General features: G+C 61.7%; 28 protein-coding genes. 11 read left to right on the forward strand and 17 right to left on the reverse strand.

All coding sequences use genetic code 11. The features are described from left to right. Positions 1 to 109: 109 nt before the first annotated feature. The 3 genes from QMK32_RS02375 (at position 110) to QMK32_RS02385 (ending at position 3554) form a co-directional block, all read left to right on the forward strand. Complete coding sequence (locus QMK32_RS02375; RefSeq protein ID WP_283472745.1) at positions 110 to 1597, forward strand: MFS transporter; 1488 nt, start codon at positions 110 to 112, stop codon at positions 1595 to 1597. 83 nt (positions 1598 to 1680) lie between these two features. Next, entirely contained in the window at positions 1681 to 2439 is a 759-nt protein-coding gene (locus QMK32_RS02380) for an HAD-IIA family hydrolase (RefSeq protein ID WP_283473154.1), read from the forward strand. Next, entirely contained in the window at positions 2439 to 3554 is a 1116-nt protein-coding gene (locus QMK32_RS02385; protein WP_283472747.1) for an isochorismate synthase, read from the forward strand. Before QMK32_RS02380 ends, QMK32_RS02385 begins: the two co-directional genes overlap by 1 nt. 30 nt (positions 3555 to 3584) lie before the next feature. Here the strand turns inward: QMK32_RS02385 and QMK32_RS02390 are convergent, their stop codons facing one another. From QMK32_RS02390 to QMK32_RS02405, 4 genes are read right to left on the reverse strand one after another with little or no spacing between them, the layout of a single operon-like run. Continuing rightward, positions 3585 to 4823: an O-succinylhomoserine sulfhydrylase gene (locus QMK32_RS02390; RefSeq protein ID WP_283473155.1), complete on the reverse strand. Its 1239-nt coding sequence runs from the start codon at positions 4821 to 4823 to the stop codon at positions 3585 to 3587. A 17-nt stretch (positions 4824 to 4840) separates the two neighbouring features. Beyond that, positions 4841 to 5254 (reverse strand): rhodanese-like domain-containing protein, encoded by a 414-nt coding sequence (locus QMK32_RS02395; protein WP_283472749.1) that lies wholly within the window; start codon positions 5252 to 5254, stop codon positions 4841 to 4843. A gap of 37 nt (positions 5255 to 5291) precedes the next feature. After that, positions 5292 to 5819 (reverse strand): Rv0361 family membrane protein, encoded by a 528-nt coding sequence (locus QMK32_RS02400; RefSeq protein ID WP_283472751.1) that lies wholly within the window; start codon positions 5817 to 5819, stop codon positions 5292 to 5294. Positions 5820 to 5839: 20 nt separating this feature from the next. After that, positions 5840 to 6730, reverse strand: a complete 891-nt coding sequence (locus tag QMK32_RS02405) for a TauD/TfdA dioxygenase family protein (protein WP_283472753.1) — start codon at positions 6728 to 6730, stop codon at positions 5840 to 5842. A 441-nt stretch (positions 6731 to 7171) separates the two neighbouring features. Between QMK32_RS02405 and QMK32_RS02410 the strand changes: the two genes are divergently transcribed. Further along, on the forward strand, positions 7172 to 8557 hold the full coding sequence (locus tag QMK32_RS02410) for an FAD-dependent oxidoreductase (RefSeq protein ID WP_283472755.1): 1386 nt from the start codon (positions 7172 to 7174) through the stop codon (positions 8555 to 8557). Positions 8558 to 8632: 75 nt separating this feature from the next. On the opposite strand, the gene QMK32_RS02415 is transcribed toward QMK32_RS02410, so the two are convergent. Beyond that, entirely contained in the window at positions 8633 to 9502 is an 870-nt protein-coding gene (locus tag QMK32_RS02415) for an SMP-30/gluconolactonase/LRE family protein (protein ID WP_283473156.1), read from the reverse strand. Positions 9503 to 9540: 38 nt separating this feature from the next. Here QMK32_RS02415 and QMK32_RS02420 point away from each other — a divergent pair, with 38 nt between their 5' ends. Further along, entirely contained in the window at positions 9541 to 10275 is a 735-nt protein-coding gene (locus tag QMK32_RS02420) for an amidohydrolase family protein (RefSeq protein ID WP_269306968.1), read from the forward strand. A gap of 8 nt (positions 10276 to 10283) precedes the next feature. Here QMK32_RS02420 and QMK32_RS02425 read toward each other — a convergent pair whose 3' ends face one another. Together QMK32_RS02425 and purT are read right to left on the reverse strand one after the other, a co-directional pair. After that, the gene (locus QMK32_RS02425; RefSeq protein ID WP_269306966.1) at positions 10284 to 10766 is read right to left on the reverse strand and encodes a DUF456 domain-containing protein; all 483 of its coding nucleotides are present in this window, start codon (positions 10764 to 10766) and stop codon (positions 10284 to 10286) included. After that, on the reverse strand, positions 10763 to 11977 hold the full coding sequence (gene purT, locus QMK32_RS02430) for a formate-dependent phosphoribosylglycinamide formyltransferase (protein ID WP_502943506.1): 1215 nt from the start codon (positions 11975 to 11977) through the stop codon (positions 10763 to 10765). The genes QMK32_RS02425 and purT overlap by 4 nt, the downstream gene beginning before the upstream one ends. A 90-nt stretch (positions 11978 to 12067) precedes the next feature. On the opposite strand from purT, the gene QMK32_RS02435 reads away from it, so the two are divergent. Then, positions 12068 to 13144: a CaiB/BaiF CoA transferase family protein gene (locus tag QMK32_RS02435; RefSeq protein ID WP_283472759.1), complete on the forward strand. Its 1077-nt coding sequence runs from the start codon at positions 12068 to 12070 to the stop codon at positions 13142 to 13144. An 11-nt stretch (positions 13145 to 13155) separates the two neighbouring features. On the opposite strand, the gene yczR is transcribed toward QMK32_RS02435, so the two are convergent. Next, positions 13156 to 14634 carry a MocR-like transcription factor YczR gene (gene yczR, locus QMK32_RS02440; RefSeq protein WP_283472760.1) on the reverse strand — a complete coding sequence of 493 codons (1479 nt, stop codon included), beginning with the start codon at positions 14632 to 14634 and terminating at the stop codon, positions 13156 to 13158. Positions 14635 to 14709: 75 nt separating this feature from the next. Between yczR and QMK32_RS02445 the strand changes: the two genes are divergently transcribed. Beyond that, entirely contained in the window at positions 14710 to 15228 is a 519-nt protein-coding gene (locus QMK32_RS02445) for a methylated-DNA--[protein]-cysteine S-methyltransferase (protein WP_283472762.1), read from the forward strand. A 144-nt stretch (positions 15229 to 15372) separates the two neighbouring features. Here QMK32_RS02445 and QMK32_RS02450 read toward each other — a convergent pair whose 3' ends face one another. From QMK32_RS02450 to QMK32_RS02460, 3 genes are all read right to left on the reverse strand, one after another. Next, on the reverse strand, positions 15373 to 15813 hold the full coding sequence (locus tag QMK32_RS02450; RefSeq protein ID WP_283472763.1) for an LGFP repeat-containing protein: 441 nt from the start codon (positions 15811 to 15813) through the stop codon (positions 15373 to 15375). A gap of 188 nt (positions 15814 to 16001) precedes the next feature. Further along, the gene (locus tag QMK32_RS02455) at positions 16002 to 16514 is read right to left on the reverse strand and encodes a hypothetical protein (protein ID WP_283472764.1); all 513 of its coding nucleotides are present in this window, start codon (positions 16512 to 16514) and stop codon (positions 16002 to 16004) included. Next, on the reverse strand, positions 16511 to 17119 hold the full coding sequence (locus QMK32_RS02460; protein WP_283472765.1) for a signal peptidase I: 609 nt from the start codon (positions 17117 to 17119) through the stop codon (positions 16511 to 16513). The genes QMK32_RS02455 and QMK32_RS02460 overlap by 4 nt, the downstream gene beginning before the upstream one ends. A 72-nt stretch (positions 17120 to 17191) precedes the next feature. Here QMK32_RS02460 and QMK32_RS02465 point away from each other — a divergent pair, with 72 nt between their 5' ends. Continuing rightward, a complete protein-coding gene (locus QMK32_RS02465; protein WP_283472766.1) occupies positions 17192 to 17635 on the forward strand; it encodes a hypothetical protein in 444 nt (147 codons plus the stop codon). A gap of 616 nt (positions 17636 to 18251) precedes the next feature. Here QMK32_RS02465 and QMK32_RS02470 read toward each other — a convergent pair. The 5 genes from QMK32_RS02470 to QMK32_RS02490 all read right to left on the reverse strand — a co-directional run bounded on the left by QMK32_RS02470 (position 18252) and on the right by QMK32_RS02490 (position 22489). Continuing rightward, on the reverse strand, positions 18252 to 18812 hold the full coding sequence (locus tag QMK32_RS02470) for a signal peptidase I (protein WP_283472769.1): 561 nt from the start codon (positions 18810 to 18812) through the stop codon (positions 18252 to 18254). Between the two features lie 7 nt (positions 18813 to 18819). After that, on the reverse strand, positions 18820 to 19374 hold the full coding sequence (locus tag QMK32_RS02475; protein ID WP_283472770.1) for a TasA family protein: 555 nt from the start codon (positions 19372 to 19374) through the stop codon (positions 18820 to 18822). A gap of 169 nt (positions 19375 to 19543) precedes the next feature. Then, positions 19544 to 20110, reverse strand: a complete 567-nt coding sequence (locus QMK32_RS02480) for a hypothetical protein (protein WP_283472771.1) — start codon at positions 20108 to 20110, stop codon at positions 19544 to 19546. Positions 20111 to 20242: 132 nt separating this feature from the next. Then, a complete protein-coding gene (locus tag QMK32_RS02485) occupies positions 20243 to 20791 on the reverse strand; it encodes an alternate-type signal peptide domain-containing protein (RefSeq protein ID WP_283472772.1) in 549 nt (182 codons plus the stop codon). Positions 20792 to 21199: 408 nt separating this feature from the next. Next, on the reverse strand, positions 21200 to 22489 hold the full coding sequence (locus QMK32_RS02490) for an adenylosuccinate synthase (protein WP_283472773.1): 1290 nt from the start codon (positions 22487 to 22489) through the stop codon (positions 21200 to 21202). 211 nt (positions 22490 to 22700) lie between these two features. Here QMK32_RS02490 and QMK32_RS02495 point away from each other — a divergent pair, with 211 nt between their 5' ends. The 3 genes from QMK32_RS02495 to QMK32_RS02505 all read left to right on the forward strand — a co-directional run bounded on the left by QMK32_RS02495 (position 22701) and on the right by QMK32_RS02505 (position 24645). Continuing rightward, positions 22701 to 23375 carry a hypothetical protein gene (locus tag QMK32_RS02495; protein WP_283472774.1) on the forward strand — a complete coding sequence of 225 codons (675 nt, stop codon included), beginning with the start codon at positions 22701 to 22703 and terminating at the stop codon, positions 23373 to 23375. Next, the gene (locus QMK32_RS02500) at positions 23372 to 24115 is read left to right on the forward strand and encodes a site-2 protease family protein (protein ID WP_283472776.1); all 744 of its coding nucleotides are present in this window, start codon (positions 23372 to 23374) and stop codon (positions 24113 to 24115) included. The genes QMK32_RS02495 and QMK32_RS02500 overlap by 4 nt, the downstream gene beginning before the upstream one ends. A 62-nt stretch (positions 24116 to 24177) precedes the next feature. Continuing rightward, complete coding sequence (locus QMK32_RS02505; RefSeq protein WP_283472777.1) at positions 24178 to 24645, forward strand: pyridoxamine 5'-phosphate oxidase family protein; 468 nt, start codon at positions 24178 to 24180, stop codon at positions 24643 to 24645. Here the strand turns inward: QMK32_RS02505 and QMK32_RS02510 are convergent. Further along, positions 24635 to 25561 carry a cation diffusion facilitator family transporter gene (locus tag QMK32_RS02510; protein WP_283472778.1) on the reverse strand — a complete coding sequence of 309 codons (927 nt, stop codon included), beginning with the start codon at positions 25559 to 25561 and terminating at the stop codon, positions 24635 to 24637. The genes QMK32_RS02505 and QMK32_RS02510 overlap by 11 nt on opposite strands. Between the last annotated feature and the right edge of the window lie 53 nt (positions 25562 to 25614).

Here is a 25614-nt window from a genome sequence, read left to right on the forward strand (position 1 = left end):
CTGCGGTCTCCGAAGTCCCGGATTGACGGATTGAGTCATGTGAATTAACTTCGGTCAGTCAACTGATTTAGAAATTTTTGTTCTATTACCTATATGCCGCGGAGGCACGATGTCCCCACGCTCGGCCGGCACCGCGCCCGCGGTCTCTGATTCCGCGAAAGGCGCCGGCACGGGTCCGATAGTCGCGGTCCTGGCATTCGCGGGCGTCGTCGTCGCACTCATGCAAACCTTGGTCATTCCGCTGATTCCCCAACTCCCTACGCTGCTGGACACCTCTGCGACGAACACTGCATGGGTGATCACCGCGACGTTGCTCGCGGGAGCTGTAGCGGTCCCCATGATGGGCCGACTCGGCGACATGTACGGCAAGCGCAGGATACTTCTCCTCGGCCTGGCCCTGCTCGTCGTCGGATCGGTCATCGGCGCGCTGAGCGCGACCGTGGTGCCACTCGTCGTCGGCCGGGCTTTGCAGGGTTTCGCAGCCGGCGTGATCCCACTCGGAATCAGCGTCATGCGCGATGTCCTCCCTGCCAAGAAGCTCGCAAGTTCGGTGGCTCTGATGAGCGCCTCGCTCGGCGTCGGCGGTGCCCTCGGGATTCCTGCGGCCTCACTGATCGCCGAGTACGCCAGCTGGCACTACTTGTTTTGGGCGGCCGCCGCTCTAGGGGTCTTCGTCACCGGCCTGGTCGTCGCAGTCGTCCCCGAATCCAAAGTTCGTTCCGGTGGACGCTTCGACTTTGCCGGAGCGGCGTCCCTGTCGGCTGCGCTCATCACCTTGCTCCTGGCGATATCCAAAGGTTCGAGTTGGGGATGGACCAGCGCTCTGACGCTGGGAATGCTGATGGTCTCGCTTGCCGCATTCGCATTCTGGGGATGGTGGGAGCTCCGCACCGCAGAGCCGCTGGTCGACCTTCGCGTCGCCGTCGGTCGGCAGGTGCTCTTCACCAACCTCGCGTCGATTTTCGTCGGATTCGCGTTCTTCGCGATGAGCTTGGTCTTTCCCCAGGTTCTTCAGTTGCCGACTGAGACGGGGTACGGGCTGGGACAGTCGATCCTCGCTGCGGGCCTTGTGATGGCCCCATCTGGATTGGTCATGATGCTCGTCGCACCGATCTCCGCACACATCACCACAACGAGAGGCCCGAAAGTCACCCTGATGTTGGGGGCACTCGTCATTGCCGTCGGTTACCTGGTCGGCGCCGCCACACTCGGCTCGGTGTGGCTTCTGGTCGTCATTTCGATCATCATCGGCGCCGGAATCGGTCTCGCGTACGGCGCAATGCCCGCGCTCATCATGGGCGTCGTTCCCGCCTCGGAAACCGGTGCAGCCAACAGCTTCAACACGCTGATGCGCTCGCTCGGAACATCTTTCGCCAGTGCAGTGGCAGGGGTCATCCTTGCGCAGATGACCATCGACACCGGGGCGGTCGACGTCCCCTCCGAAGCCGCCTTCCATGTGACGATGGCAATCGCAGCAGGGGCTTCCATTCTGGCCTTCGTACTCTGCATCTTCATCCCGCGATTCCAGAGTCCGACTACTTCGACAAAGGTCGAGTCGGGCGCCGAGCCATCCGAGCCCGCTACCGCGCGAAACTGACGCTCAGCAGGTCCTCGCACAGCCTGGTAGCGCACAATGGTGACGTGAGCTCACCAGAGGAACGGCAGCGTTGGACCTATTTGATGGACATGGACGGTGTCCTCGTGCACGAGGACCATCTCATTCCCGGTGCCGACGTCTTCGTTGCCGAATTGCAGTCGAACGAGATCCCGTTCGTCGTGCTGACGAACAATTCGATCCGAACTCCCCGGGATCTGCGGGCCCGTCTCGAAAGAACCGGACTGGACATTCCGGAGAAGGCAATCTGGACTTCCGCGCTGGCCACCGCGAACTTTCTGGGGAATCAGCGACCGGGTGGAAGTGCGTACGTCGTCGGCGAATCGGGCCTGACGACGGCACTGCACGACATCGGTTACGTCCTCACCGACTCCAATCCCGATTATGTGGTGCTCGGTGAAACCCGGACCTACTCCTTCGAAGCGATCACTACGGCAATCCGCCTGGTCGAGAAGGGCGCACGCTTCATCGCGACCAATCCCGACGCCACGGGCCCCTCTCGCGACGGTTCGCTGCCCGCCACCGGATCCGTCGCCGCACTCATCACCAAAGCAACCGGGAAAGAGCCCTATTACGTGGGTAAGCCGAATGCGCTGATGATGAGGTCCGCGCTCCGAAAGATCGGCGGCCATTCCGAGAGCACCCTCATGATCGGCGACCGCATGGACACCGACATCGTGTCCGGACTCGAAGCGGGGCTGCAGACCATCCTGGTGTTGACCGGTATTTCGACCGCGGCATCGGTGGAGCAGTACCCGTTCCGCCCGACCAAAGTCATCAACTCGGTGGCAGATCTGGTCGGTCGCACCCAGACTCCCTTCTGATGAACCGAGCTACCCCGGACCATTCCGCCGACCTGAACAGTGGCAGGTTCGTGTTGTCCCGCAGCGACTACAACGTCGAAGCCAGGGGAACCGATCGTTGCTATTCGTCCATCCAGGACGCTGTCGACGCTGTGCGCGCCGGGTACTCCGTCGTCGGGGCGCTACCGTTCGATGTCGCCGACCCAGCGGCACTGGTCGAGCCGCTCGAACTGACCCGGCGGCAGGGTCCGTGGCAGCCATCGGGGACCGTGGTTCCACTGCCGAGCGTGCACATCGGTGGGCAGATCCCTTCCTCGGCGGTGCACGTCGAGCGGGTACGGGCGCTCGTGGATACGTTGCGAGCGGGCGCCGCCCAGAAAGTGGTGCTGGCTCGGTCACTGCAGCTGCACGCGGACGGACCGATCCCCCCACTCTCGCTTCTCGACGCGTTGGTGCGTGCAGACCGACTCGGCAACGGTTTCGCCGCCGACCTGTCCGCGGCCGGCGGTGACTACTCGGGAAAATATTTGGTCGGTTCCAGCCCAGAACTGCTGGTACGACGCCACGGCACCACGGTCACCTGTCACCCGTTCGCCGGCACCGCAGCGCGTAGCGAAGATCCCCGGTTGGACGCGGAGATCGCAGCACAATTGCAGGCGAGTACGAAAGACCACGCCGAACACCGTTTCGTGGTCGAGGAGATTCGAGCGGCGTTGGAGCCGCTCTGCTCAGACCTCGATATCCCAGAACTGCCGCAGCTCAGCAGCACTCCGCAGCTATGGCATCTCAGTACGCCGATCACCGGAGTTCTCCGAGACGAAACAACAACCGCACTCGAGGTAGCACTCGCCCTGCATCCGACTGCCGCCGTCGCCGGTGTTCCCCGCGCAGCGGCCATGGAGGCGATCGCGCGCATAGAAGGAAAACGCGGCTTCTACGCCGGAACAGTCGGCTGGACGGACGGCGCTGGAAACGGCGAATGGATGGTCGCGATCAGAGGGCTCGAGCTTGCAGCAGGCGGGCTCTCGGCCGTCGCAACAGCCGGCGGCGGGATCGTCGAAGCATCCGATCCCGACGCCGAACTTGCCGAAACGACTGCAAAGTTCCGGACGATTCTCGCTGCCCTGGGCCTCTAGCCGAACCGACAGTGACGTGTCGAAGAGCAGCTAGCGCAGCGCCTGCTCCAGATCTGCGATTAGGTCCACGGTGTCTTCCAGCCCGATCGAGATACGCACCACGCCGTCGGTAATACCAACCGAGGCACGACCTTCAGGGCCCATAGCGCGGTGAGTGGTCGTCGCCGGATGAGTGATGAGCGATTTCGCGTCGCCGAGATTGTTCGAGATGTCGACGATTCGTAGCGCGTCGAGGAATTCGAATGCTCGTTTCTTCCCCTCGCCCTCTGCCGCGTCGAGCTCGAACGTGATGACGGTGCCGCCACCGCTCATCTGGGACTTCGCCAGTTCGTACTGAGGGTGCGATTCGAGGTAGGGGTACTTGACCCACGACACCGCCGAATGCCCTTCGAGGAACCGCGCGATCTCCAGCGCAGCCTGCGTCGAGTGCCGCACTCGCACCGGCATCGTCTCGAGCCCCTTGAGCAGAGTCCATGCATTGAACGGACTCAGTGCAGGGCCGGTGTGGCGCATCAGCGTCTTCACCGGTCCGTCTATGTACTCGACAGACCCGAGGATCGCGCCGCCGAGAACTCGGCCCTGGCCGTCGATGTGTTTTGTGCCCGAGTAGACCACGACGTCGGCACCCAGATCAAGGCTCTTCTGCAACAGCGGAGTCGCAAAGACGTTGTCCAACACCACAGTTGCGCCTGCGGCGTGCGCAAGCTCGGACACTCGCACGACATCGACGAGCGACTGCATCGGGTTCGACGGCGTCTCGAAGAACACGGCAGTGGTCGGAACCGACAGCGCCTCTGCCCACTGATCGTTGTCCTCGCCGTCGACGAAGACGGTCTCCACGCCCCATCGCGGCAGAATTTCGTTGCACACCACGAAGCACGATCCGAACAGACTGCGCGCCGCTACCAGTCGGTCGCCTGCTTTCAACAATGCTCCGAGCGCGGTGAACACTGCCGACATCCCGCTCGAAGTACCGAAGCACGCCTCAGCGCCCTCGATCAGCCGCAGTCGCTCCTCGAACATCTTCACGGTCGGGTTGCCGTAGCGCGAGTAGACGAAATGATCGATCTCGCCCGTGAATGCCTGCTCGGCTGCACCGGCACTTTCATAGACGAATCCGGAGGACAGGTACAGCGCCTCGGAGTTCTCGTCGAAGCCCGAGCGCATCAAACCACCGCGGACCCCCAAAGTTCCCTGACCGACACCCGTGGGCAACGGCTTCTCGAAGCCGCCCCCCTTCGGGATACTCGAGCCCTGCCCGCCACTCATCCGATTCCCCGTCTCGCTCACGACTGCCTCCAAGGCAAGCCTGCCGCACGCCACCCTGTCGCGCCGCGATGGCCTTCGGCGTCGGTTGCGCCCTCGAACCCGTCGAGAACGTTGTACGACGGGCCGATACCGGCAGCAGTTGCGGCGATAGCAGCCCCGATGGATCGCTGCCCGGATCGACACAGGAACACCACCGGACGGGAGCCGTCGACACCGGATTCTTTCAATTGTTCGAGGAAGTGCTCGTTGCGCGCACCATCCGGGTAGCCGACCCACTCGATGAGATGCGTCGGCCGCTCGATCGTCGAGGTGTCCGGCACGCCGACATATTGCCATTCCGCGTGGGTACGCACATCCACCAACACTGCATCGGGATCGCTGCGAAGCAGCTCCCAGGCGGCTCGAGGGGTTATGTCACCTGCATAAGTCACGGGTCAAGCCTTCCATATTCGATGGATTCGACATCTCTCATACGTTGCACACCAGCCATTGATCGCCGGAGCGAACGAACTTCCACTGATCGTCGGCCGTGGCTCCGGACTTCAATTCCTTCGTCGGCACCGTGGCGACGCCTCGGTCACCGTTGACCTGGTAGTCGGTAGGTACGCCGTCGACCGTGATCTTGCCGTTCTCCTGAACGTATTCGGCCCGGTCGGATCGGTACTGGTCGTCAGTGCCGTTGATGAGCTTCGCAACCTGGTCCGAACACGTCGCCGATCGCAGCAGCTCGGCATCGCCGGTGTTCTGCGCGTCGACGAAATCGGTGATGCTGTCCGTCATCAACTGGGCCTGGGTGATGTTCTCCTCGGCAGGCGCAAACTTGGCGGATAGAAAAATAGCAGCAAGAATCGCAACCACTATCCCGGTTGCCAGCAGGAACGGCCACGCCGACGCCGGACGGCGCCCGTCTGCCTCGCTTGCCGCCTCGGAGGCGTTGTTCTGCGCTTCCTCACGAGAATCGGCCCACTGTTGTCTTCGTTCACGCCACGACGCCATACGAACAATCTTCCTTGTCTTTACGCACCGAGGTTCGGCCGGGGTTGTCCTGTTGCGGGGCCGATCGGAATGTCACCGCGCAGGGTGATTCGGTGCATCACTCGACGCTCGGTGCCGTAGTCGCGATTTGCATAGTGCGAGGTGCTGCGGTTGTCCCACAACACGACGTCGCCGAGACGCCAGCGGTGGCGGACCACATGCTCGGGCTTAGTGAGGTGCGCATAGAGAAAGTCGAGAATTCCGCGACTCTCGGCCTCGGACACACCGACGATGTGGGAGGTGAATCCCGGATTGACGAAGATGCCTTTACGGCCGGTCTCGGGATGGACCCGAACTACCGGATGCTCGACGGGTACCAGCGCCGTCACCTCCTCGCCGTCCCAGATATTGCCCTTGCCGCCGCGGTTCTGCGCGAGGTAGTAACCGAACTCGCGGTTACCGTCATGGACCGCAGTCAACTGATCGATCATCTGCCTCACGGGCGCCGAGAGCGATTCGTAGGCAAGCTGACTGTCGGCCCAATTGGTGTCACCGCCGTGCGGAGGTAGTACGACGGATCGCAGAATCGAACCCATCGGCGGACGAGCCATGAACGTCACGTCCGTATGCCAGACGTCGGAGAACCCGTTGTCCTGACTGTCGAGGGCATAGACCTCTTCTGCGACGTCACCGCTGTGGTGGACCGGGTGCCCCGCGGTCAACTCGCCGAGCCTACGACCGAAGTCGATCTGAGCCGAGTCGTCGAGCGATTGTCCGCGCACTACGAGAACTTTGTGCTCGACGAGTGCCTGCCGGACCGCCAGCACCTCGGTGTCGGAAGCCGAGGCGATATCGAGTCCGATTATTTCGGCGCCGAAACGCGGACCGAGTTTGTCGAGGGTGAGGGAGACGGCCGTACCGATGGTGGTCATGACTTCCTTGTCTTCTACGCTGCGGAGTCTTCTACGCTGCGGACCGCGTCATCGGCGGGCTCAGCGAGGCTCTGACCTGGCGGATGTCTACCTGCAGTCTCTCACGCATCAGCGAGTGTGGGAGAGCAGCGACGGATCCTGGGCGGAGCCGACATGGGTGCTGGATATTCGAACGAAAGGAGAATGGCCGAAAAGGCTCACGAGTCGGGTGTGGTCACCGACAGCACATATTGGTGCAGACACGACAGAAGTCGACGGCTATCCGCCGGACCAAAAAAGTCGTCTGCACAGTGCAATTCCTACCTGGAACTGGGCAATAGCGCAATTTCGAAGATTGCATGCCGCTGACAGCGCAGTGATGAGTACCACCGACCGACCGAAGTCATGCCTAATTTATGCTGGGGTATCCGTACTTCCCTCGACGAAGGTAGTTCGCTGCACATGACTGATCAGACCCGTCCACTTCGCGTCGCTATCGTCGGCGCCGGACCGGCAGGCATCTACGCCGCCGACGCACTCATGAAGTCCGACTACAACCTCGCCGGCAACGGCGTCAGCGTCGATCTGTTCGAACGCATGCCCGCCCCCTTCGGACTCATCCGCTACGGCGTCGCACCAGATCACCCCCGCATCAAAGGCATCATCACCGCCCTCCACAAAGTCCTCGACAAACCACAAGTCCGCCTCCTCGGCAACATCGACTACGGCACCGACATCACCTTGGACGACATGCGCCGCTTCTACGACGCCGTCATCTTCTCCACCGGCGCCAACGCCGACCGCAACCTCAACATCCCCGGCATCGACCTCGACGGCAGCTACGGCGCCGCCGACTTCGTCTCCTGGTACGACGGCCACCCCGACGTCCCCCGCACCTGGCCCCTGAACGCAGAAAAAGTCGCCGTACTCGGCGTCGGCAACGTCGCACTCGACGTCGCACGCGTCCTCGCCAAAACCGGCGACGAACTCCTCCCCACCGAAATCCCCGTCAACGTCTACGAAGGCCTCAAAACCAACAAGGCCACCGAAGTCCACGTCTTCGGACGCCGCGGACCCGCACAAGCCAAATTCACCCCCCTCGAACTCCGCGAACTCGACCACTCCGCCAACATCGAAGTCATCGTCGCCCCCGAGGACATCGACTACGACGAAGGCTCCGAAGCAGCACGCCGCGGCTCCAAACAGGTCGACATGGTCGCCAACACCCTCCAAGACTGGGCCATCCGCGACGTCGGCAACCGCCCCCACAAACTGTTCCTCCACTTCTTCGAATCCCCCACCGAAATCCTCGGCGAAGACGGCAAAGTCACCGGCCTACGCACCGAACGCACCGAACTCGACGGCACCGGCAACGTCAAAGGCACCGGCAAATACAACGACTGGGACGTCCAAGCTGTCTACCGCGCCGTCGGATACCTCTCCAAAAACATCGCCCAACTCCCCTTCGACGACCAAGCCGGCACCATCCCCAACGAGGCAGGCCGCGTACTCGAATCGGCAAATTCGCACACCACGGTACCGGCGACCTACGTCACCGGCTGGATCAAACGCGGACCCGTCGGCCTCATCGGCCACACCAAAGGCGACGCCAACGAAACCGTCGCCAACCTCCTCGAAGACGCACCGAACTTCACCGCCGCACCAGAACCCACCGAACAGGCCGTCGCCGACTTCCTCGAGAGCAAGAAAGTCCCCTTTACCACCTGGGACGGCTGGTACCGCCTCGACGCCCACGAACGCAGCCTCGGCGAAACCGAAGGCCGCGAACGCGTCAAGGTCGTCGAACGTGAGGACATGTTGAAGGCGTCCGAACCGGACAAGGCCTAGCGGCAGGTGAGTGGAATACGCCTCCACCGGCGTATTTCCACTCACCTGGGTCTGCCTGGATATCCGCCGCAGCCTCTACACCCGCACTGCCAGCAGTTTTCCTGCCGTCTCCACCTTGCGCTGATGCTCGTTGAAGTCGGGTGCGGCGCAGACGAACAGGGTGCGGCCGTCCTCCCCACCGAGTCCGCATGCGAAGACGCCGGTATCGAAGTCGAGCTGATCGATGATGCCTTTGCCGTACGCGAGGTGAACCACACGCTGACCGAGCGCGTCGGCTACCCACAGCGTCCCGTCGGTGTCGATACAGCACCCGTCGGCGGCCACGATCAGCTGTCCGAGTGCGGCAGTCACATCGCCCATGTCCGGGAGTTCGGCGAACTTGACCCAGTCACGCCGCTCCCCGAGCGATCCATCGGGATGAACCGCGAACACACTCACGCGGTTGCCTATGGTCTCGTCGACGAGCAGTTCCCCGTCTTCGGTCATGGCCATCCCGTTGGGAAAGTACAGATCTCTCGCTGCGACGTGGACGGATCCGTCGGGATCGACCCGCAGTAGATCCGCCGTCGCGGGCGTCGCGAGGTTCATCAAATCGAAGCCGAAGTTACCGACATACGCACGGCCGCGGGCGTCGACCAGCATGTCGTTGACGTTGGCGCCGACGTACGAAGACAGATCGGCATGGACGACGAGGCTTCCGTCGTCCTCACGCCGCAGAATCTTCTGATCTCGCATCGACACCACCAGCAACCTGCCGTCGGGAAGCCACCCCAGCCCGGACGGCTGCTGCGGGACCTCTGCCTCGACGCGGACATCGGAGCCATCCGCCTCGGCAGAGATCACCTGCTGGCTGTAGAAGTCCGATACCCAGATGCGGCCGGAGTGCCAGCGCGGACATTCCAAGTACGTGTAGTTCTCGAGGACAACTGTGACTTCAGGTTTCATGAACGCCATCGAAACACACACCTGTCATGCTGTGAGGCGTGTTCGACGCTCACTTTCACATCATCGATCCCGCCTACCCCCTTGTCGAAAACAACGGATTCGTCCCGGAGCCGTTCACCATCGTCGACTATTCGGCCCGAATCGACGGCCTCGGCATCACCGGTGGTGCCGTGGTCAGCGCATCGTTTCAGGGCAGCGATCAGAGCTTCCTGGTTGCCGCGCTGGCGGCGTTGGGCCGAGGATGGGTGGGGGTTATTCAACTCGCGCCCGACGCCACCGACGAGGACATCCTCGCGCTCGACGACGCAGGTGTACGAGCCCTGCGCTTGAATCTCCGACGCGGCGCCACCGATATCGAAACCCTGACCACGCAGGCGCGGCGCGCATTCGACCTCGTCGGGTGGCCCGCCGAACTGTATGTCGATGCGTCCATGCTTCTCTCGCTCGAACCGATTCTGGCGAAGCTCCCCGCTGTCAGTATCGACCACCTCGGCATGTCGTCGAAAGGACTGTCGTACCTGCTCAACCTGGTGGATCGCGGAGCACGAGTCAAAGCAACAGGCTTCGGCAGAGTGGATCTCGACATCGTGGAGACCATGCGCCAAATTCACGCGGTCGATCCGTCGGCGCTGATGTTCGGAACGGACCTGCCCGGCACGCGTGCCCCGCGTCGATTCCTCGAATCCGATCTGAACCTGATCGCCGAGGCGGTCGGTGGCGACCTACCCGCGGTTCTCGACGGCAACGCGCGCGCGTGGTATCGCGTCACCTGACCGATTCTTCAGAAGGCGAGGACGACGGAAAGCCAGACCGCGCTTGCCAACAGAGCTCCCAGCAGCTCCACCAGTATCGACAACCCCGCGGCCTTGGTGGCATGGACCGTGGATTGCCATGCCGCGGAATGACTTCGATGCCGAGGAAGTTCGGCGACATAGACACCGAGCACGAATCCGACGAACAGCCCGACCACCGGGATGACGAAGAAGCCGACGATGCCGAGCAATCCACCGAGGACCAACGATCGCGTGGGAACACCGGCATCGCGCATGCGCCTTCCTGGCCAGGTGTACTTGACGACACCGCTGACCACGAGCAATACCGTCGCGATACCGAAGGCCGTCCACGCTGCGCTACCGCCGGTCAGCAACGCCCATACCCCGATCGCGGCGAAGATCAGGATCGTTCCGGGCAGGATCGGAACGACGACTCCGATCAAGCCCACTGCAATGACCAGACCCACGAGTACTTCCGCGTAGCCGCTCACGTGACCGGGTGAACCTTTCCTGCGGCTTCGACGGCCCTGGACCGGGCGGTGGCTATGTCCGCAGCAGTCGACACCGCAACGCCCATCCGCCTGCGGACGAAGCTTTCCGGCTTGCCGAACAGGCGAAGATCGGTTTCCGGCACGGCCAGCGCATCCGCGACGCCTTCGAAGCTGATTCCGCTCGCGTCGACACCGCCGTAGATGACCGCCGACGCACCGGGTGAAAGGAGCGTCGTATCCACGGGCAGTCCGAGGATTGCACGGGCGTGCAGTTCGAATTCCGAGAAGCGTTGGGTGCGCAGGGTGACCAGGCCGGTGTCGTGTGGGCGAGGACTGACCTCGGAGAAGTAGACGTCGTCCCCCTTGACGAACAGCTCGACACCGAAGACTCCGCGCCCACCGAGTGCAGTGGTGATTCGGTCGGCGACGTCTTTCGCACGTGCCAGGGCAGCGTCGGACATCGGCTGGGGTTGCCAGGATTCGACATAGTCCCCCGATTCCTGCAGGTGACCGATCGGCTCGCAGAAATCTGTTCCCGCCACCGAACGGATCGTCAAAAGTGTTATCTCGTAGTCGAAATCGACGAACCCTTCCACGATGACGCGACCGAGGTCGACACGAGAGCCCTTCAGCGCGTACTTCCAAGCCTGTTCGACGTCCTCGGGGCCGTGCACTACCGACTGGCCCTTACCCGAAGACGACATCACCGGCTTGATCACCGAAGGAAAACCGATGGTGGACAATGCCTTACGAACCTCGTCGAGTGAATCCGCGAAAGCGAAAGGTGAGGTGGGGAGTCCCAACTCTTCGGCCGCGAGCCGACGGATACCTTCACGGTTCATCGTCAGCTGTGTTGCGCGAGCTGTCGGGATGACGACCGTGCGGCCACGCTGCTCCACCTCGGCGAGAGCGTCGGTGGCGATGGCTTCGATCTCGGGGACCACGAAGTCCGGTTGCTGGGCGTCGATCAGAGCCAGCAACTCTTCAGGGTCGCTCATGTCGATGGTGAAACTGTGGTGGGCGACCTGGTGGCCGGGGGCGTTGTCGTAACGATCGACGGCAATCACCTCGACGCCGAGGCGCTGGAACGCGATAATGACTTCTTTACCCAGCTCACCTGCGCCGAGCAGCATCACTCGCGTCGCACCCGAGGTTAGAGGTGTGCCGATCCGTCCATATTCCATTGCCGCGCTCACCTGCCCATTATCCATACCCCGGCTACTTTGACGTCCAAGCACAAGTTAACCTCCAGACACCCAGTCGGCCTGCCGAACGAGCCGACCTGATCGGAACGAGGAAATGTGTCGAGTAGCGGTGGACCACTCACGGGGCTTCGCGTCGTAGAACTTGCTGGAATCGGACCGGGGCCGCACGCGGCGCTGCTGTTGGCAGATCTCGGTGCCGACGTCGTCCGAGTGCAACGCGCCGGGCAGATCGCCGAACACGATCAGCAACTCCGCAGCCGAACTATCGTCGAAGCAAACCTCAAGGACCCGGCCGACATCGAGAAAGTCCTCGGCCTGCTCGAGCGTGCCGACGTCCTGATCGAAGGCTTCCGTCCTGGCGTCACCGAGCGACTCGGCCTGGGCCCGGAGGATGTCCTCGCCCGCAACCCACGCGTCGTGTACGGCCGAATGACCGGGTGGGGACAGGAAGGTCCATGGTCCGCGGCCGCCGGCCACGACATCAACTACATCTCCGTCACCGGTGTCCTGAATGCAATCGGGCGCAAGGGCGAGCGCCCGGTGCCACCGCTGAACATGGTCGGTGATTTCGGCGGCGGATCGATGTTCCTGATCTTCGGCATTCTGGCTGCACTGTTCGAACGCCAGACTTCGGGCAAGGGCCAGGTCGTCGATGCGGCGATGGTCGACGGCACTGCCGCACTCTCACACATGATCTGGGGCCTACGCGGCATCGGCGCCTGGTCGGATGAGCGCGGAGTCAACATGCTCGACACCGGATTTCCCTTCTACGACACCTACGAGACTTCCGACGGAAAGTACATGGCCGTCGGCGCGCTGGAACCGCAGTTCTTCGCCGAGATGCTCACACTGCTGCAGCTGGATCCGGCGACAACTCCAGGCCAAGGTGAGCGTGACCGCTGGCCCGAGATGGTCGAACTGTTCACTGCCACCTTCAAATCCAAGACCCGCGACGAGTGGGCTGCAATTTTCGACGGCACCGACGCATGCGTGTCGCCGGTCCTGACGTTCGCCGAAGCGCCCGAGCAGCGGCATCTGAAAGATCGCGGCACGCTCATCGAGGTAGACGGCGTTACTCAGCACCGCCCGGCACCGCGTTTCTCACGTACCCCGAACGGCACCCCGACCGCTCCCCCGTCGACTGCAGCAGACGTCGAGACACTCTGGCGCTGAGCCTTTTTCGTTCAGAAGACGAGCGCCGGTTGTTGACCCTCGACAGTGGGGGCCAACGCCCGGTACGCCGCCGCAGTGGCTGTGACCGCTGCGGCGAGCTCGGCGGGTTCGCGGGTGTACGGCATTCGAAGGAAGCGCTCGAACGCACCCTCGACGCCGAATCGCGGGCCTGCTGCCAGTACCGCCCCGAACGCAGGCGCAGTCGCGGCCAATGCACTCGATACGGGCGCGGGAATCTGCAACCACAGCGACATCCCACCCGTAGAACGCCGGTAACGCCAGCCCGGAAGATGTTCGGCGATAGCATCTTCCAAGACCCGACGACGCTCACGCAGCTGCGTCCTTCTGGTCTCGAGAATCGCATCCGCATCCTCGAGTAGAAAACCTGCGGCCAGCTGATCCATGATCGAGGTACCCAGATCGTGCGCGGCGCGCGAGCCCGCAAGCTGACTGATCAGCGACGGATGTGCTCGAATCCATCCGATGCGCAGACCACCCCAGTACGACTTCGACGCCGAACCGATGGTGACGATATCGGTCCCGGACACCCGACCGAACGACGCGACCGGTGGTGGCGGTGGGCTGTCGAGCCACAGGTCCACCATCGTCTCGTCGACGATCAGTGTCATCGATGTGTCGCGGGCGATCCGCGCGAGTTCGGTACGGCCATCGGCGTCCAAGCACCTTCCCGTCGGATTGTGGAAGTCCAGGATCATGTACGCGACTTTCGCCGCGGTCTGTCTGGCCGCACTGCGGACACCTTCCAGATCCCACGCGTCGTCGTCAGGGCGTATCGGCACCGGGACCGGGCGCGCACCGATACGCCGGATCGCCTCGAGTGCATTGGGGTACGTCGGATGATCGATCAGCACGCGATCTCCTGGCGAGGTCAACGTGCCCAACAACAACCCCAGGGCCTGTTGCGCTCCAGAGGTGACCATGATCTGGTCGGGGGTGGTCGCGAGGCCCCGCTCGGTGAACCGTCGTGCAATCGCCTCGCGCAGTACTGCGAGGCCGATCGGCTCCATGCCGTGCGTGGGCAAGTACGCCGGAAGTGCTTGCAGCGCAGAGCCGTATGCCGCCAGCATCGCCTCGGTCGGGGCCGCCATCGCAGCGTGACTCATGTCCACCACAGGCCCGCTCGACGACTTCGTCTGGAGGAGGATGCCGTTGGGGCGCGCCGCGTCGGGAAGGGCGACCGTGCTACGCGCGCCCTGCTTGCTGATGAGATAACCTTCCTCGCGAAGGACTGCATACGAAGACGTGATCGTGGTGCGGCTCAGCTCGAGCGCAGCGGAGAGGTCCCTCTCGCTCGGCAGACCCACCCCCAGCGGGATCCGGCCGTCATGAATGAGGAGTCGGACGCCGTCGGCGAGCGCCCGGTACGTCGGCCGGGACGTCCGACGCCTACTCGACCCGTCGTCGGCATCGGTGCGCCAGCGTCCTAGATCGCGCGCCAGAGACGTCGCATGGAGAACCCTCGTAGCCATCGCTCGAGTATTCGCCCACTGGCATTCGGAATCAAATCCAATGACCCATCCAGTGGACTGGTCCATACTGGATCAGTGCCCTACGTACTCTTCGACACCGTCCTCGGGAGGTGTGGCCTGGCCTGGTCCCACACCGGCATCACCGCCGTCGGATTGCCGGAACCGGATGACGCACTCGCTGCATACCTGCATAGCTTCGGCGGCGAACCGGATGTTCCGCAGGGTGCGGCCCGAGAGGCCGTCGAGCTGATCACCGCACTCCTCGACGGCAAGCAGGTCGATCTTTCTGCGATTCCAGTAGTGCTCGACGTCTCGGACTTCGACAGTGCGGTCTACGGCGTCACGCGGGCCATACCGCATCATTCGACGATGACGTACGGAGCGCTCGCTGCTCGGCTCGGGCAACCCGGTGCCGCTCAGGCGGTGGGCGGAGCACTGGGCCGTAACCCGGTGCCGATCATCATCCCGTGCCACCGCGTCCTCGGCGCTGGGCGCGAGGTCGGCGGATTCTCTGCACCGGGCGGGGCGAGCACCAAGGAGAAGATTCTGTCGATCGAAGGTATCGCCGGATTCGGGGAGCCCACACTCTTCTGACCGCGTTGTACAAGAAAAGTTGCGCACGAGTGCAGATTCAAAAAATGATCAGGTACTTGATTCCGCAAGTTTATTATTCATTCGAATTCGATCAATCAATCCGCCGAGCTCGAAATTCGAGCAGAAAGAATCCAGCGGTATCTTTCAGGCAGGAATGGAGATCGGATCGACGGGTAAGTCGGCGGAAGACACATTGGCTGCCTCGGCACTCGCTGGCGTCGCGTCGTCTTCGCTCCGGCCACCGATGATGAAGGCACCCGTATCGGGCAGCCAACCGATCGATCCGCGCTCGAACAGGTTGTAGCGCCCGTAACCCGTGGGCGTGGGCTTTTCGTTGCTGATCGGGTAACCCAGTGAGCCGTAAGGGCCACTGTGCTTCAGGTAGTAGGCAAGTATCTCGCCATGTACTTCGTGGGCGCCGCCCTCAGGGAGTGCGAACACCGTCGCATTTCGGTATTCCAGCATTCCTCCGCCACCCGGACCGAGCATGAAATCACCTACCTGTTCACCGATCCACGGGTGCTCGTAGGCAAAGCGATCGAATTGATAGCCGAAAACTTCAAGACCGCAGTATGTAGTGAGCATCGGCCGACCTTCCGTCGCATTACTTGCCCTCTATTGTCTCCCTATTCAGCGTTTCGGTGAGCCGAATGAAGATACTCGCTTTTCGCCCGGTCGAGTGGACCGACACATGTGGCCTACCGACCTGCCGGGTCACAGGGCCATCGTAGTTACCAAGACTATCGACGCACTCATCGATCTCGCCTCCGTATTTACGAACCTTCGTGCTCCCCGAGAGAGTCCCGACCCATCGCCGAGGTACACATCTCATCGACGTCGATGTCCCATTGCACGACCAGATCAATATCTGCGGTCGACTTTTGCGTGTCGTTTCGGGCTTCGTCGGCCATCACGATCGACATGCCGATCAACATATCCGCGCCAGCGGGCACCACAACTTGGGCGCAGTTCGCCCAGTTATCTCGTCCTTCGACCGATACCGATACCGTCTTCTCGAATCCAACGTCTTCGCTCTCCACCCACAACACCAGGCGACCGTCGTCACCGGTCTCGTTCGAGACATGAAACTCCGTGCTGCGTCGGTCTCCTGGAACCCAACGAATATTCTCTTCGAACAACGAATCGGGGAGCTTCTTCGACCATTCCACACCGCCGCTGCTGAAACTCACGCTGTCACCGGGCCCAGCAGGCCCAGCGCCGATCAGGACCACGATTGCCACGGTAGCGAAACCGGCAACCCAACAGACCGTCGCGTTGTCCATCATGGCGCCCGGGATTCCTTCCGCTTCGTTCGGTGGTCGAGTCCTGCGCCCGCGAACATGAACAGCGCGTAACCGGCTAGTCCGATCACGATGACGGTCACCGTGATCTTGCGCTGTTCACCGTTGAGCCAATTGTTGACGTAGCCCATGTATGGAACCGAGTACCAGACCTTGCCACGGATCTGGCCGAGCTTGACAGGGTCTTTGTCCTCGACGTCGTTGTTGTCACCTCGGGTGATGTACGTCGTCTCACCGCCCGCACTCTGCCGAGTGGCCACTATCCGGTGCGTGACCACATCCGTTTCGCCTGAACGGATCTGATAGGTGACGGCAGTACCGACGACAAGCTCGGCTGCATCGGCAGGCTTGATCACCACCAACGAACCGGGTGGATACGTCGGTCGCATGGAGCTGGTCAAAACCGTATACGGAGTCGACCCACTCGATCGTGGAATCACCACGGTCACAGCAAGAATGAATACCATCGTTGCCAACAACGTGTACGAGACGATGCGACTGACCCACCACCACGGCCCGGTACGCGCCTCGGCGGTTTCGGCTCGAACAACCGGTATAACGTCGGTGTCCTCGGAGTTCGATGGATGCACTATTCGACACCCTTCCATTTGCCGGTCGACTTCGAAAAGCGTGTCTGCCGTTCACCTTCGAATACGACGAGAATGTCGCCATCCCAGGTCAACACCGCATCAGGCGAGATCGTGACCTCCACCCGGTGTGTGCCCGCCGGGTCCGTGATGATCAGCGAACTGTCCACCGCCGACCGTCCTGCGGTGTATTCACCTGATTCGGAGGTCGCGATCGGACCCGTGGTTTGGGTTGGGTCACTGGGCGCGGGTGTGGGCGTGGGCGCGACGTCTGGGGTTGTGGCCGAGTGCGTCGGGTCAACCGACTCCGTGGTCGATGGTGCAGCGGTTGTCGAAGTGGTTGCGGAAGACTGGGGTGGTTCCGGTGTTAATGACATCGACGAAGTTGGTACCGACATCGACGGGGTAGCGCTCGAGGGCACACTCGTGGCCGTACTCGTGCCGGCATCAGTGCCGTTCGGGTCTTCCGCTGCGGTCGAGGTGGCGGGAGCCAACTTCTCGTCGTTCATCGACGGTTGAGCGTTTCTGGCCAGCGGCGTACCGTCACCTGGGTTGAAAAGGTTCTTGGGGTAGATGTGCTCGCCTTCGCCGCTGCCCCACGTCGCCCCATTGCAGTACATGTGTTGCGCTGATCCCAGATGAAGGTATACACCTACCCAATTGGTGCCCCTTACTCCATTGAGTACAGGCAGTATCCGCAGGGTCATATTCCTACCGAGCGCGCCCAGGGCCCATACGTTGTCCTGCAGAATCTGGTAGCTGATGTTACTGCCCCGGCCCACACCGACTCCTGCAGTCACTGTGGTGGAAAATCTGAAAGTGCCGTCTCGCCAGCGAACTTCGAGATAGTAGCTATATCCCGGGCCAAGGTGCTTCCAGGTAACCGTGCTTCGCGGATTCGGCGCGCCGCCTTGGTCCACACAAGACACGAATTGTGATCGCGGCAGCAAGTTCGCGTCCACCGCAAGCTGTCCACTCTTCACCATCACCGAATCCGTCAATGCCGCAGTGGTATCGACCGCCTGAGTGACTCCGAATACCATGAACGCGCCCACGGTCAAGGCGACCAGGGCCCGGACACGCGACTTCTTCGCGCGTCTATCGGCGAAACAGCGAGCTTGGCGCGCAATCCTCTTCATGTCAGCCGAACTCCCTCGTCGACTGCCGTATGGCTGTCTTCGCCATCTGTGAATTGCTCACGGCGGCCGTCCGGGCGAAAGGCAACCATCAGGAGACCACCGACGAGTACACCCCCCAGGAAGATTGCGACCGGACTGGATAGCCAGGCCACCACGTAGCCAAGTCCGTTCACATGGAAGAACACGCGATCTGCTTCGGTGACGAAATACGGACTGGCGTCGGCATCGTCGTTTGCGTCGCCCTTGAGGGTGACCACCATGCTGCCGCCGGCCATCGATTCGATGGTGTCGACGCGGTGCGTGATGCGCGTTCCGTCGCCCTCGACGCTGATGATGTCACCGCGCGACAAGTCCAGAGCGGGAACGGATTTCGCGAGAGCGAGAGCGCCGGTTTCAATGGCCGGCGACATCGAGCCGGACCGGAACACCAAGGGCTTGATACCGAACAGCAGAGAAGTTGTCGCCGCAATGAGGCAGATAATGCCCGCGACGGCGCCTACGGTGAGCGCTATTTCGCGGACGGTATGCCGGTCGGCGATTTCTCGTGTGGATGCCATCGTTACCTCAGGGGTTGTTTGCTGTGAAACGGAAGTCGACCGTTGCCGATTTGCCTTGGGCGACAGGTTTGACGGTGCTGCTGTCGAGAGTCACTTGAATACAGATGTTTTCGCTCGCTCCCACCGTGAGCGAACGCGCAGTGGAGATCAAGTTCCTCGAGGTCGGAGCGGGAGCCAGAGCCACCGCTGGGTTGATGAGTGTCCCATTGCATACTTTCCCAGCAGCGAGGACGGAGTTGATAACGGTAGCCGATCGATAGGCGGCCACTCTGAGATTGGGCGCCAACACCGAGTCAGCGGTCGTGGTCACGGTTGCCGTATACCTGAAATCCACGGTGCCCCGGTTCTCGACCGGCAGCAACCCAGCGACGCTATCCCCTGGTTTCATGGCGACCATGGCAAGCGAGGTCATCGTGGACGTCTCATGCTTGCTGTTGACGTGTAGAAGGATCGCCCCTGCACTGAACTTCGACGAGGTGGCAGTGGCAGAGTCGGACCACGCGGCAAGCGTGCCCACAGCGCCGAGACCCAAAACGATGCCGATAGACATCACAGCACGCATGCGGGTTCCAGTAACCAGTGAACCTATGCGTGCGCGCGCTGCGGTGCCTCCGCCCGTTCGATTACGAAGAAACATCGTTCATCCCTCCAATCTCGAAGAGGCTTGGCTTTCGATCGAGGCGGTGTCGACGCCCCCCCGTCGATCGCGAGTGCACATGGACGGCGTTTCGTCATTTTTGTTGAGCCGCAATGCTGAATGTGACCGTGGATTCTGCACCCGAGGGTGGATTGATTCCAACGGTGCCCGTCATACACAGCACCTCAGACGCACCCGACGCCAGAGTCCTCCATTGCCCGACCGGCGGAAACGCGGCACCGATCATGGCCCCGCTGTAAAGAGTTCCGACGCCGACCGACGCTGCAGGTGACGCCGGACACGCAGCCTCATTGGCTACGACCGAAACATCCAGTCTCAGCGGCATTTCCGCGCTGGATTGAATAGTGTTCTGAACCCGATAGCGCATGGGGATGCTCCCCTTGTTGAAAACGGTCAGCGGAGCCTGAGAATAGTCACCGGGCCCTAGCTTGCGAGTGCTGCTGCCAAAGCCTTGAAAGTCGAAAGCCTTCGATTGGACTCCACTATTTCCCACCGCCAACTCGAGGCGGCCTGAGGTGATGGTGCCCCCACCCGTTGTCTGTTCGGATCTCCACGTGGCGGTGGCCTGCTGGGCAGAAAGTAACGTCAGCACCAAGACCGCCGACGCAGCCAGGGCAGCCACGATGTACTTATTCTTCATCGAGACCAGCTCGCCAGCACGTCGTCACACCACAGTGCGCCCGCCGCCGGTGCCGGCCCGAAGGCCAGCACGACGACGGACGCGGTTGCGAACGCCCGAAATCGGCCGTACATAGATTTCACTCCGTAAAGATCAGGGACGAACCTGATCGAGCGTGAGGGTGAAAGCGTTCAAGTTGACGCTCTCGTTCTGTGCAATCAGATCGGCTGTCGCTTCGTCGAAGGTGATGGTGACCTCGGCGGTGATCGTCTGCGGTGACGTCGTGAGCGGGAAGTCGACTGCAGAACCGTTGGGCAGGGACGTTCCGCCATTCACCGAGACCTCAGTGTCGAGTGCGTCGGCGAGCGCTGTATCACCTGCGACATCGGTGAAATCTGCTGTGATGCTTGCACGAAGGTTGTCGCCTGCCCAATTGACCACGTACGAGGTGGAGTACTCGAGAACGTCACCCGGAACGATGGGGAATCCGGAGGGGTCGGCGCCGAGATCAGCCTCGGGGACTACCGAAGTTTCGGTCCAGTTACCCGATCCCGGCACCAATGCGAAATTGAGTTCACCGGAATTGATCGTTCCACCGCTGACAGGCTCCTCGTCACTCCACAGAGCGAAAGATCCCAAACCGCCGAGCAGCAATACTGCTGCCGCGCCTGCGGCTACTGCGCCTTTGGTTGATTTTTTCATATCGTTCTGCTTTCTCTGGTGTGGCCCTGCGAGTGGGCCGGAAAGAATCGACCCGGCCGGGTCGAGTTGACCTCGGTTCGCCCACGCAACTGGTGCGAAAACCGTTGTGTCGTCAAGACTAGCCGGTTTGTTACCTAGGCAAACTTAAAAGTCCAAAAGATTCTTTACCTGCCCTTTACCAGAAAATGGCCGAGTTCCCTGGTTGATCCAAAGGCGACGAAATGTGCATGTAAAAGCGCATTTATTCACTTAGAAAGTCCGCAAGCGTTCGGCAGATAGAAGTATTTATCATTGGTAAATGTTCGAAAAGTGGGTAAACAGTTTTGTTACTTCGACTACGTTCAGAAATACAAAAAATCGGCCCCTAGAACCTGAGTTCTCGGGGCCGATAATCGATTACTGAAAAAGTCAGCCGAGAATATCCCGACGCACGATGGTTTCATCCCGACCGGGACCGACGCCGATGCAGGAGATGTACGCCTTGGACAGTTCTTCGAGACGCAGCACGTAGTTCTGCGCGTTGATCGGCAGTTCCTCGAACGTCCGCGCACCGGTGATGTCTTCGGACCATCCGGGCATCTCTTCGTAGATCGGCTTGGCGTGGTGAAAACCAGTCTGTGTCATCGGCATTTCGTCGTGCCGTACGCCGTCGACGTCGTAGGCAACACAAATCGGGACGGTCTCCAAACTCGAAAGTACATCCAGTTTGGTCAGGAAGTAGTCGGTGATGCCGTTCACGCGCGTCGCGTAGCGGGCGATGACCGCGTCGAACCATCCCGTACGACGCGCACGCCCGGTGGTGACACCGACCTCGCCGCCCTGCTTTGCGAGGTACTCGCCGAAGTTGTCGAACAGCTCGGTCGGGAAGGGGCCCGATCCGACACGTGTCGTGTACGCCTTCAAGATGCCGAGCACCGTGGTGATCTTGTTGGGGCCGATGCCGGACCCGACCGCTGCGCCGCCTGCTGTCGGGTTCGACGAAGTCACGTACGGGTAGGTGCCATGGTCGACGTCGAGCAGCGTCCCCTGCGAGCCTTCGAGCAGGATCGTCTCACCGCGTTCGAGGGCAAGGTTCAATTCGAGCCGTGTATCGGAGATTCGGTGCTTGAAGCCCTCTGCCTGCTCGAGAACCTCCTCGACCACCTGTTGGGGGTCGAGTGCGCGCCGGTTGTAGATTTTCGACAGCACCTGATTCTTGAACTCGAGTGCAGCCTCGACCTTCTGCGTGAGTATCTTCTCGTCGAGCACGTCGGCCGCGCGGACTCCGACTCGAGCGAACTTGTCCTGATAGCAAGGCCCGATGCCGCGCCCCGTCGTGCCGATCTTCTTGGCACCGAGAAAGCGTTCGGTTACCTTGTCGATGGCAACGTGGTACGGCATGATCAGGTGCGCATCGGCACTGAGCAGCAGGCCAGAGGTGTCGACGTTGCGCTCTTCCAGGCCTGCCAGTTCGGACAGCAGCACACCGGGGTCGACTACGACGCCGTTGCCGATCACGTTCTTCACGCCCGGCGTCAAGATGCCCGACGGAATCAAGTGCAGAGCGAACTTGTCGCCGCTGGGGAGTACCACCGTGTGGCCCGCGTTGTTGCCGCCTTGGTAGCGAACGACCCACTGAAGTCGCTCGCCGAACAAATCGGTCGCTTTGCCTTTGCCCTCGTCGCCCCATTGGGCGCCGATCAGGACTATCGCCGGCATGTGCTCTCCTGGTGGTTTTTGGTGCAGTGACTTCTTGTGCAGTGGTGGCCGTTGCAGCGTGCTGCCAAGCTCACGGCAGTGCCGGGGCGTCAGTCTAGCCGAGGCAACGGCTCGCCCGTTGTGGCGCTACGGTGGTTGGCGAAAGTACGCGGAAGACTCCAGACAGTATGCGAAAAACTCGAGACAAGGCTCGGGCCGTCAACCGGCCCGTATGGGGAGCACTGTGACACCGTTCGTCTTGCAATGCGGAACTCCGCTTCTGCCGATCACACTGACCGACGTTCCGTTGACGTCGGCTTCGAAGATCCCCACGAACGACGAATGCGACATATTGTTTTCGGCGGTGGGTGCAGCGTTGGATCCGCGAGTGATCGTCCTCGGTGACGACGCATCGTTGGCGGCTGTACTGACCAGACTCATGCGGACCGAACGCCTGCACATCGAGCTTGCATTCGTCCCCGAGACGACGACCGCGGCGGGCAGCAACTACCGGCTCGGAAGTGGTTCACGCGCCGCGAAGGTGGCGATGACCGGCACTGCCACCCCGACGCCACTTATTCGTGACGATGCTGGCAAGGCAATCGTAGGAAGAGCGTTGGTCGAAGGAATCGCCGGCGATCTGGAGGGCGAGGCGTATGTGGACGACACCAAGCTCTTCTCGGGAACTGTCTCCGGTGTAGAAGTGATGCCGACGCCCGAGATGCCCGGTTTGAAGGCCCGTGTCATCGGCCGTCGTCGCTTGTTCGAACGACGGTGGACTGTCGGCCGCGCGATGCAGCTCGGGGCAAACGCTGCGCAACTGACGCGCGACGGCGTTCCGGGTGATCGTGAGGTGAAGCGCTCGACGTTCTACCGCCACGACCAGGAGTGGTTGCTGGTGCGGTGAAGCCGAGTCCGATATTCCTCGGGGTTCTCGCCGTCGCAGCCGCCGGTAGCGCGTTGGCATGGACGGCCGAGGCAACCTCGACGTGGGCGCGCGCGGGTGTTTTCGTACTGGTTCTGGCCGGTTGGATCGTCTCGGTCTGCCTGCACGAGTTCGGACATGCATTCACCGCGTTCCGTGCCGGTGACCGCGAGGTGGAACTGCGTGGGTATCTGACGCTCAACCCACTGAAATATTCGCACCCGCTCCTGTCGGTCGTGCTCCCGATCATCTTCATCGCCATCGGCGGAATCGGATTGCCCGGCGGTGCCGTCTATGTGCGCTCGGGCATGTTTGCGCCCCGAGTTCAGCGTCGAATCGCGCTTGCCGGCCCCACCGCAAATGCGTTGATTGCCATACTGCTTCTGGCGGTGATCCGCATCTGGGGGATGAACGGCGACCACCTCGTCTTCTGGTGGGGCCTCAGTTTTCTGGCATTTCTTCAAGTTATGGCCACAATTCTCAATCTGCTCCCGGTTCCGGGTCTCGACGGCTATGCCGCACTCGAGCCATATCTGTCGTACGACACCCGCCGTGCGCTCGCGAATTTCAAGGGCTACGGAATTCTCGTTCTTGTCGCATTCCTGTTCGTCCCGGCTATCAATTCGGCATTTTTCGGCGCGATATATTGGATATTCGGTCTGTCTGGAATTCCAGAGATCAACGCACAGTACGGCAATTACCTCATGCGATTCTGGGCCTGAACGCGACATCTGTGACCCTGAATAATTTCCCGGTCCGAAGTCGAGCGTTGCATACTTGGTCCATGGCCACTTGGCGAGAATTCGAGAGCGCGGCACCGGAGCTGGCGACGGCCGTCTCCGCCAGATCCGGCGCACACAAGCATCATGTGCTGGCGACGCTCCGCGCAGACGGTTCACCGCGAGTCAGTGGCACCGAGGTTGAATTTCTCGACAATGGAACGTTGAGACTCGGATCGATGCTCAATGCCCTCAAAGCGCGTGACCTACAGCGCGATCCGCGATATGCGATCCACACCAACCCCGGAGACCATTCGATGGAAGGTGGGGACGCGAAAATCTCGGGGCATGCCGTCGATTTCGTGGATCCCGAAGCGCTGCAAAAGATATTCGACGCGGCACCGCGCGAACTGTCCCCCTACAACGTCTTCGATCTCGATATCACCGAGGTCGTCCTGACGGAGGTAGTCGAGGACCAGCTGAAGGTTCGGCTGTGGAAGCCGGGCGCTCCGGTGCGGACTTTCACCAGGTGAGTTCGTCCTTGCACATCGCGCCCTGAGCGCTCGGTTCCACCTGGACGGTTGCGTGATCGAGACCGTAGGTCGTCAGCACTGCTTTTGCGCGCTGGAGCAGTACCGAACCGGAGCCATCACACTCGAGGTGAACCGTCGCGACGTCCATACCTGTAGTGAGCGTCCAGATATGGAGATCGTGCACTCCGACGACGCCGGGAAGAGCAGCGAGATCCGCTTCGACGGCTTCGACGTCGACGTGTCCTGGGCTCGCTTGCGTCAGGATGCGCAACGCGGACCCGGCCAGCTTGAGTGCACGCGGAACTACCCACAGCGAGATGAGCACACCGATGACGATGTCCGCCCACGTCCAATCGAACACCAGCAGGAGCACGCCGGCGATGAGGACGCCGACGCTACCGACTGCGTCGGCCAGCACTTCCATGTAGGCGCCGCGTACCGCGATACTGTCTTTGGCATCGCCGCGAATAAGAAGCATGACAACGAGATTGGCTACGAGGCCTGCCGCGGCCGTCAGGATCATCGCCAGCCCGGGGATGTCGGGCGCATCGCCGATTCGGCCGATGGCCTCGTACATGATGAACGCCGCGACACCGAGTAGTAGGACTGCGTTGGCAATCGCGGTGAGGACTTCGGCGCGGTGCCATCCGAAAGTCCGAGCGGCGACGGCGCTCCCCTTGCGGGCGAGCAGAAGGGCGATCAATCCCATCGACATTCCGAGCACGTCGGTGAGCATGTGGCCGGCATCTGCCAACAGACCTAGCGAGTTGATCGCCAACGCCACCGTGGCCTCGACGATGAGAAATACCACGAGTATCGCCAGCGCGATGAACATCTTGCGGATCCGACCGCTCGACGGGCCTACAGCCTGCGGGGATCCCGCCATGCCATGACTGTGTCCGTGCCCCGCGCCCATGGTTCCCCTCCGGTCGTTCGATTCGACCTCACCATATGCGTGCATACGCATAT

Origin of the sequence: Rhodococcus sp. H29-C3, from assembly GCF_030063405.1 — a bacterium.
Taxonomy (GTDB): Bacteria; Actinomycetota; Actinomycetes; order Mycobacteriales; family Mycobacteriaceae; genus Rhodococcoides.

Coding starts and splice junctions, on each gene's coding strand:
- QMK32_RS02375 (WP_283472745.1), top strand. CDS start 110: ATGTCCCCACGCTCGGCCGGCACCGCGCCCGCGGTCTCTGATTCCGCG.
- QMK32_RS02415 (WP_283473156.1), bottom strand. CDS start 9,502: ATGAAACCTGAAGTCACAGTTGTCCTCGAGAACTACACGTACTTGGAA.
- QMK32_RS02490 (WP_283472773.1), bottom strand. CDS start 22,489: ATGCCGGCGATAGTCCTGATCGGCGCCCAATGGGGCGACGAGGGCAAA.
- QMK32_RS02405 (WP_283472753.1), bottom strand. CDS start 6,730: ATGACCACCATCGGTACGGCCGTCTCCCTCACCCTCGACAAACTCGGT.
- purT (WP_502943506.1), bottom strand. CDS start 11,977: ATGGATAATGGGCAGGTGAGCGCGGCAATGGAATATGGACGGATCGGC.
- QMK32_RS02455 (WP_283472764.1), bottom strand. CDS start 16,514: ATGATGGACAACGCGACGGTCTGTTGGGTTGCCGGTTTCGCTACCGTG.
- QMK32_RS02450 (WP_283472763.1), bottom strand. CDS start 15,813: ATGCTCACTACATACTGCGGTCTTGAAGTTTTCGGCTATCAATTCGAT.
- QMK32_RS02465 (WP_283472766.1), top strand. CDS start 17,192: ATGTCGCCATCCCAGGTCAACACCGCATCAGGCGAGATCGTGACCTCC.
- QMK32_RS02410 (WP_283472755.1), top strand. CDS start 7,172: ATGACTGATCAGACCCGTCCACTTCGCGTCGCTATCGTCGGCGCCGGA.
- QMK32_RS02385 (WP_283472747.1), top strand. CDS start 2,439: ATGAACCGAGCTACCCCGGACCATTCCGCCGACCTGAACAGTGGCAGG.
- QMK32_RS02495 (WP_283472774.1), top strand. CDS start 22,701: ATGGGGAGCACTGTGACACCGTTCGTCTTGCAATGCGGAACTCCGCTT.
- QMK32_RS02380 (WP_283473154.1), top strand. CDS start 1,681: ATGGACATGGACGGTGTCCTCGTGCACGAGGACCATCTCATTCCCGGT.
- yczR (WP_283472760.1), bottom strand. CDS start 14,634: ATGGCTACGAGGGTTCTCCATGCGACGTCTCTGGCGCGCGATCTAGGA.
- QMK32_RS02470 (WP_283472769.1), bottom strand. CDS start 18,812: ATGGCATCCACACGAGAAATCGCCGACCGGCATACCGTCCGCGAAATA.
- QMK32_RS02505 (WP_283472777.1), top strand. CDS start 24,178: ATGGCCACTTGGCGAGAATTCGAGAGCGCGGCACCGGAGCTGGCGACG.
- QMK32_RS02475 (WP_283472770.1), bottom strand. CDS start 19,374: ATGCGTGCTGTGATGTCTATCGGCATCGTTTTGGGTCTCGGCGCTGTG.
- QMK32_RS02485 (WP_283472772.1), bottom strand. CDS start 20,791: ATGAAAAAATCAACCAAAGGCGCAGTAGCCGCAGGCGCGGCAGCAGTA.
- QMK32_RS02480 (WP_283472771.1), bottom strand. CDS start 20,110: ATGAAGAATAAGTACATCGTGGCTGCCCTGGCTGCGTCGGCGGTCTTG.
- QMK32_RS02400 (WP_283472751.1), bottom strand. CDS start 5,819: ATGGCGTCGTGGCGTGAACGAAGACAACAGTGGGCCGATTCTCGTGAG.
- QMK32_RS02390 (WP_283473155.1), bottom strand. CDS start 4,823: ATGAGTGGCGGGCAGGGCTCGAGTATCCCGAAGGGGGGCGGCTTCGAG.
- QMK32_RS02510 (WP_283472778.1), bottom strand. CDS start 25,561: ATGGGCGCGGGGCACGGACACAGTCATGGCATGGCGGGATCCCCGCAG.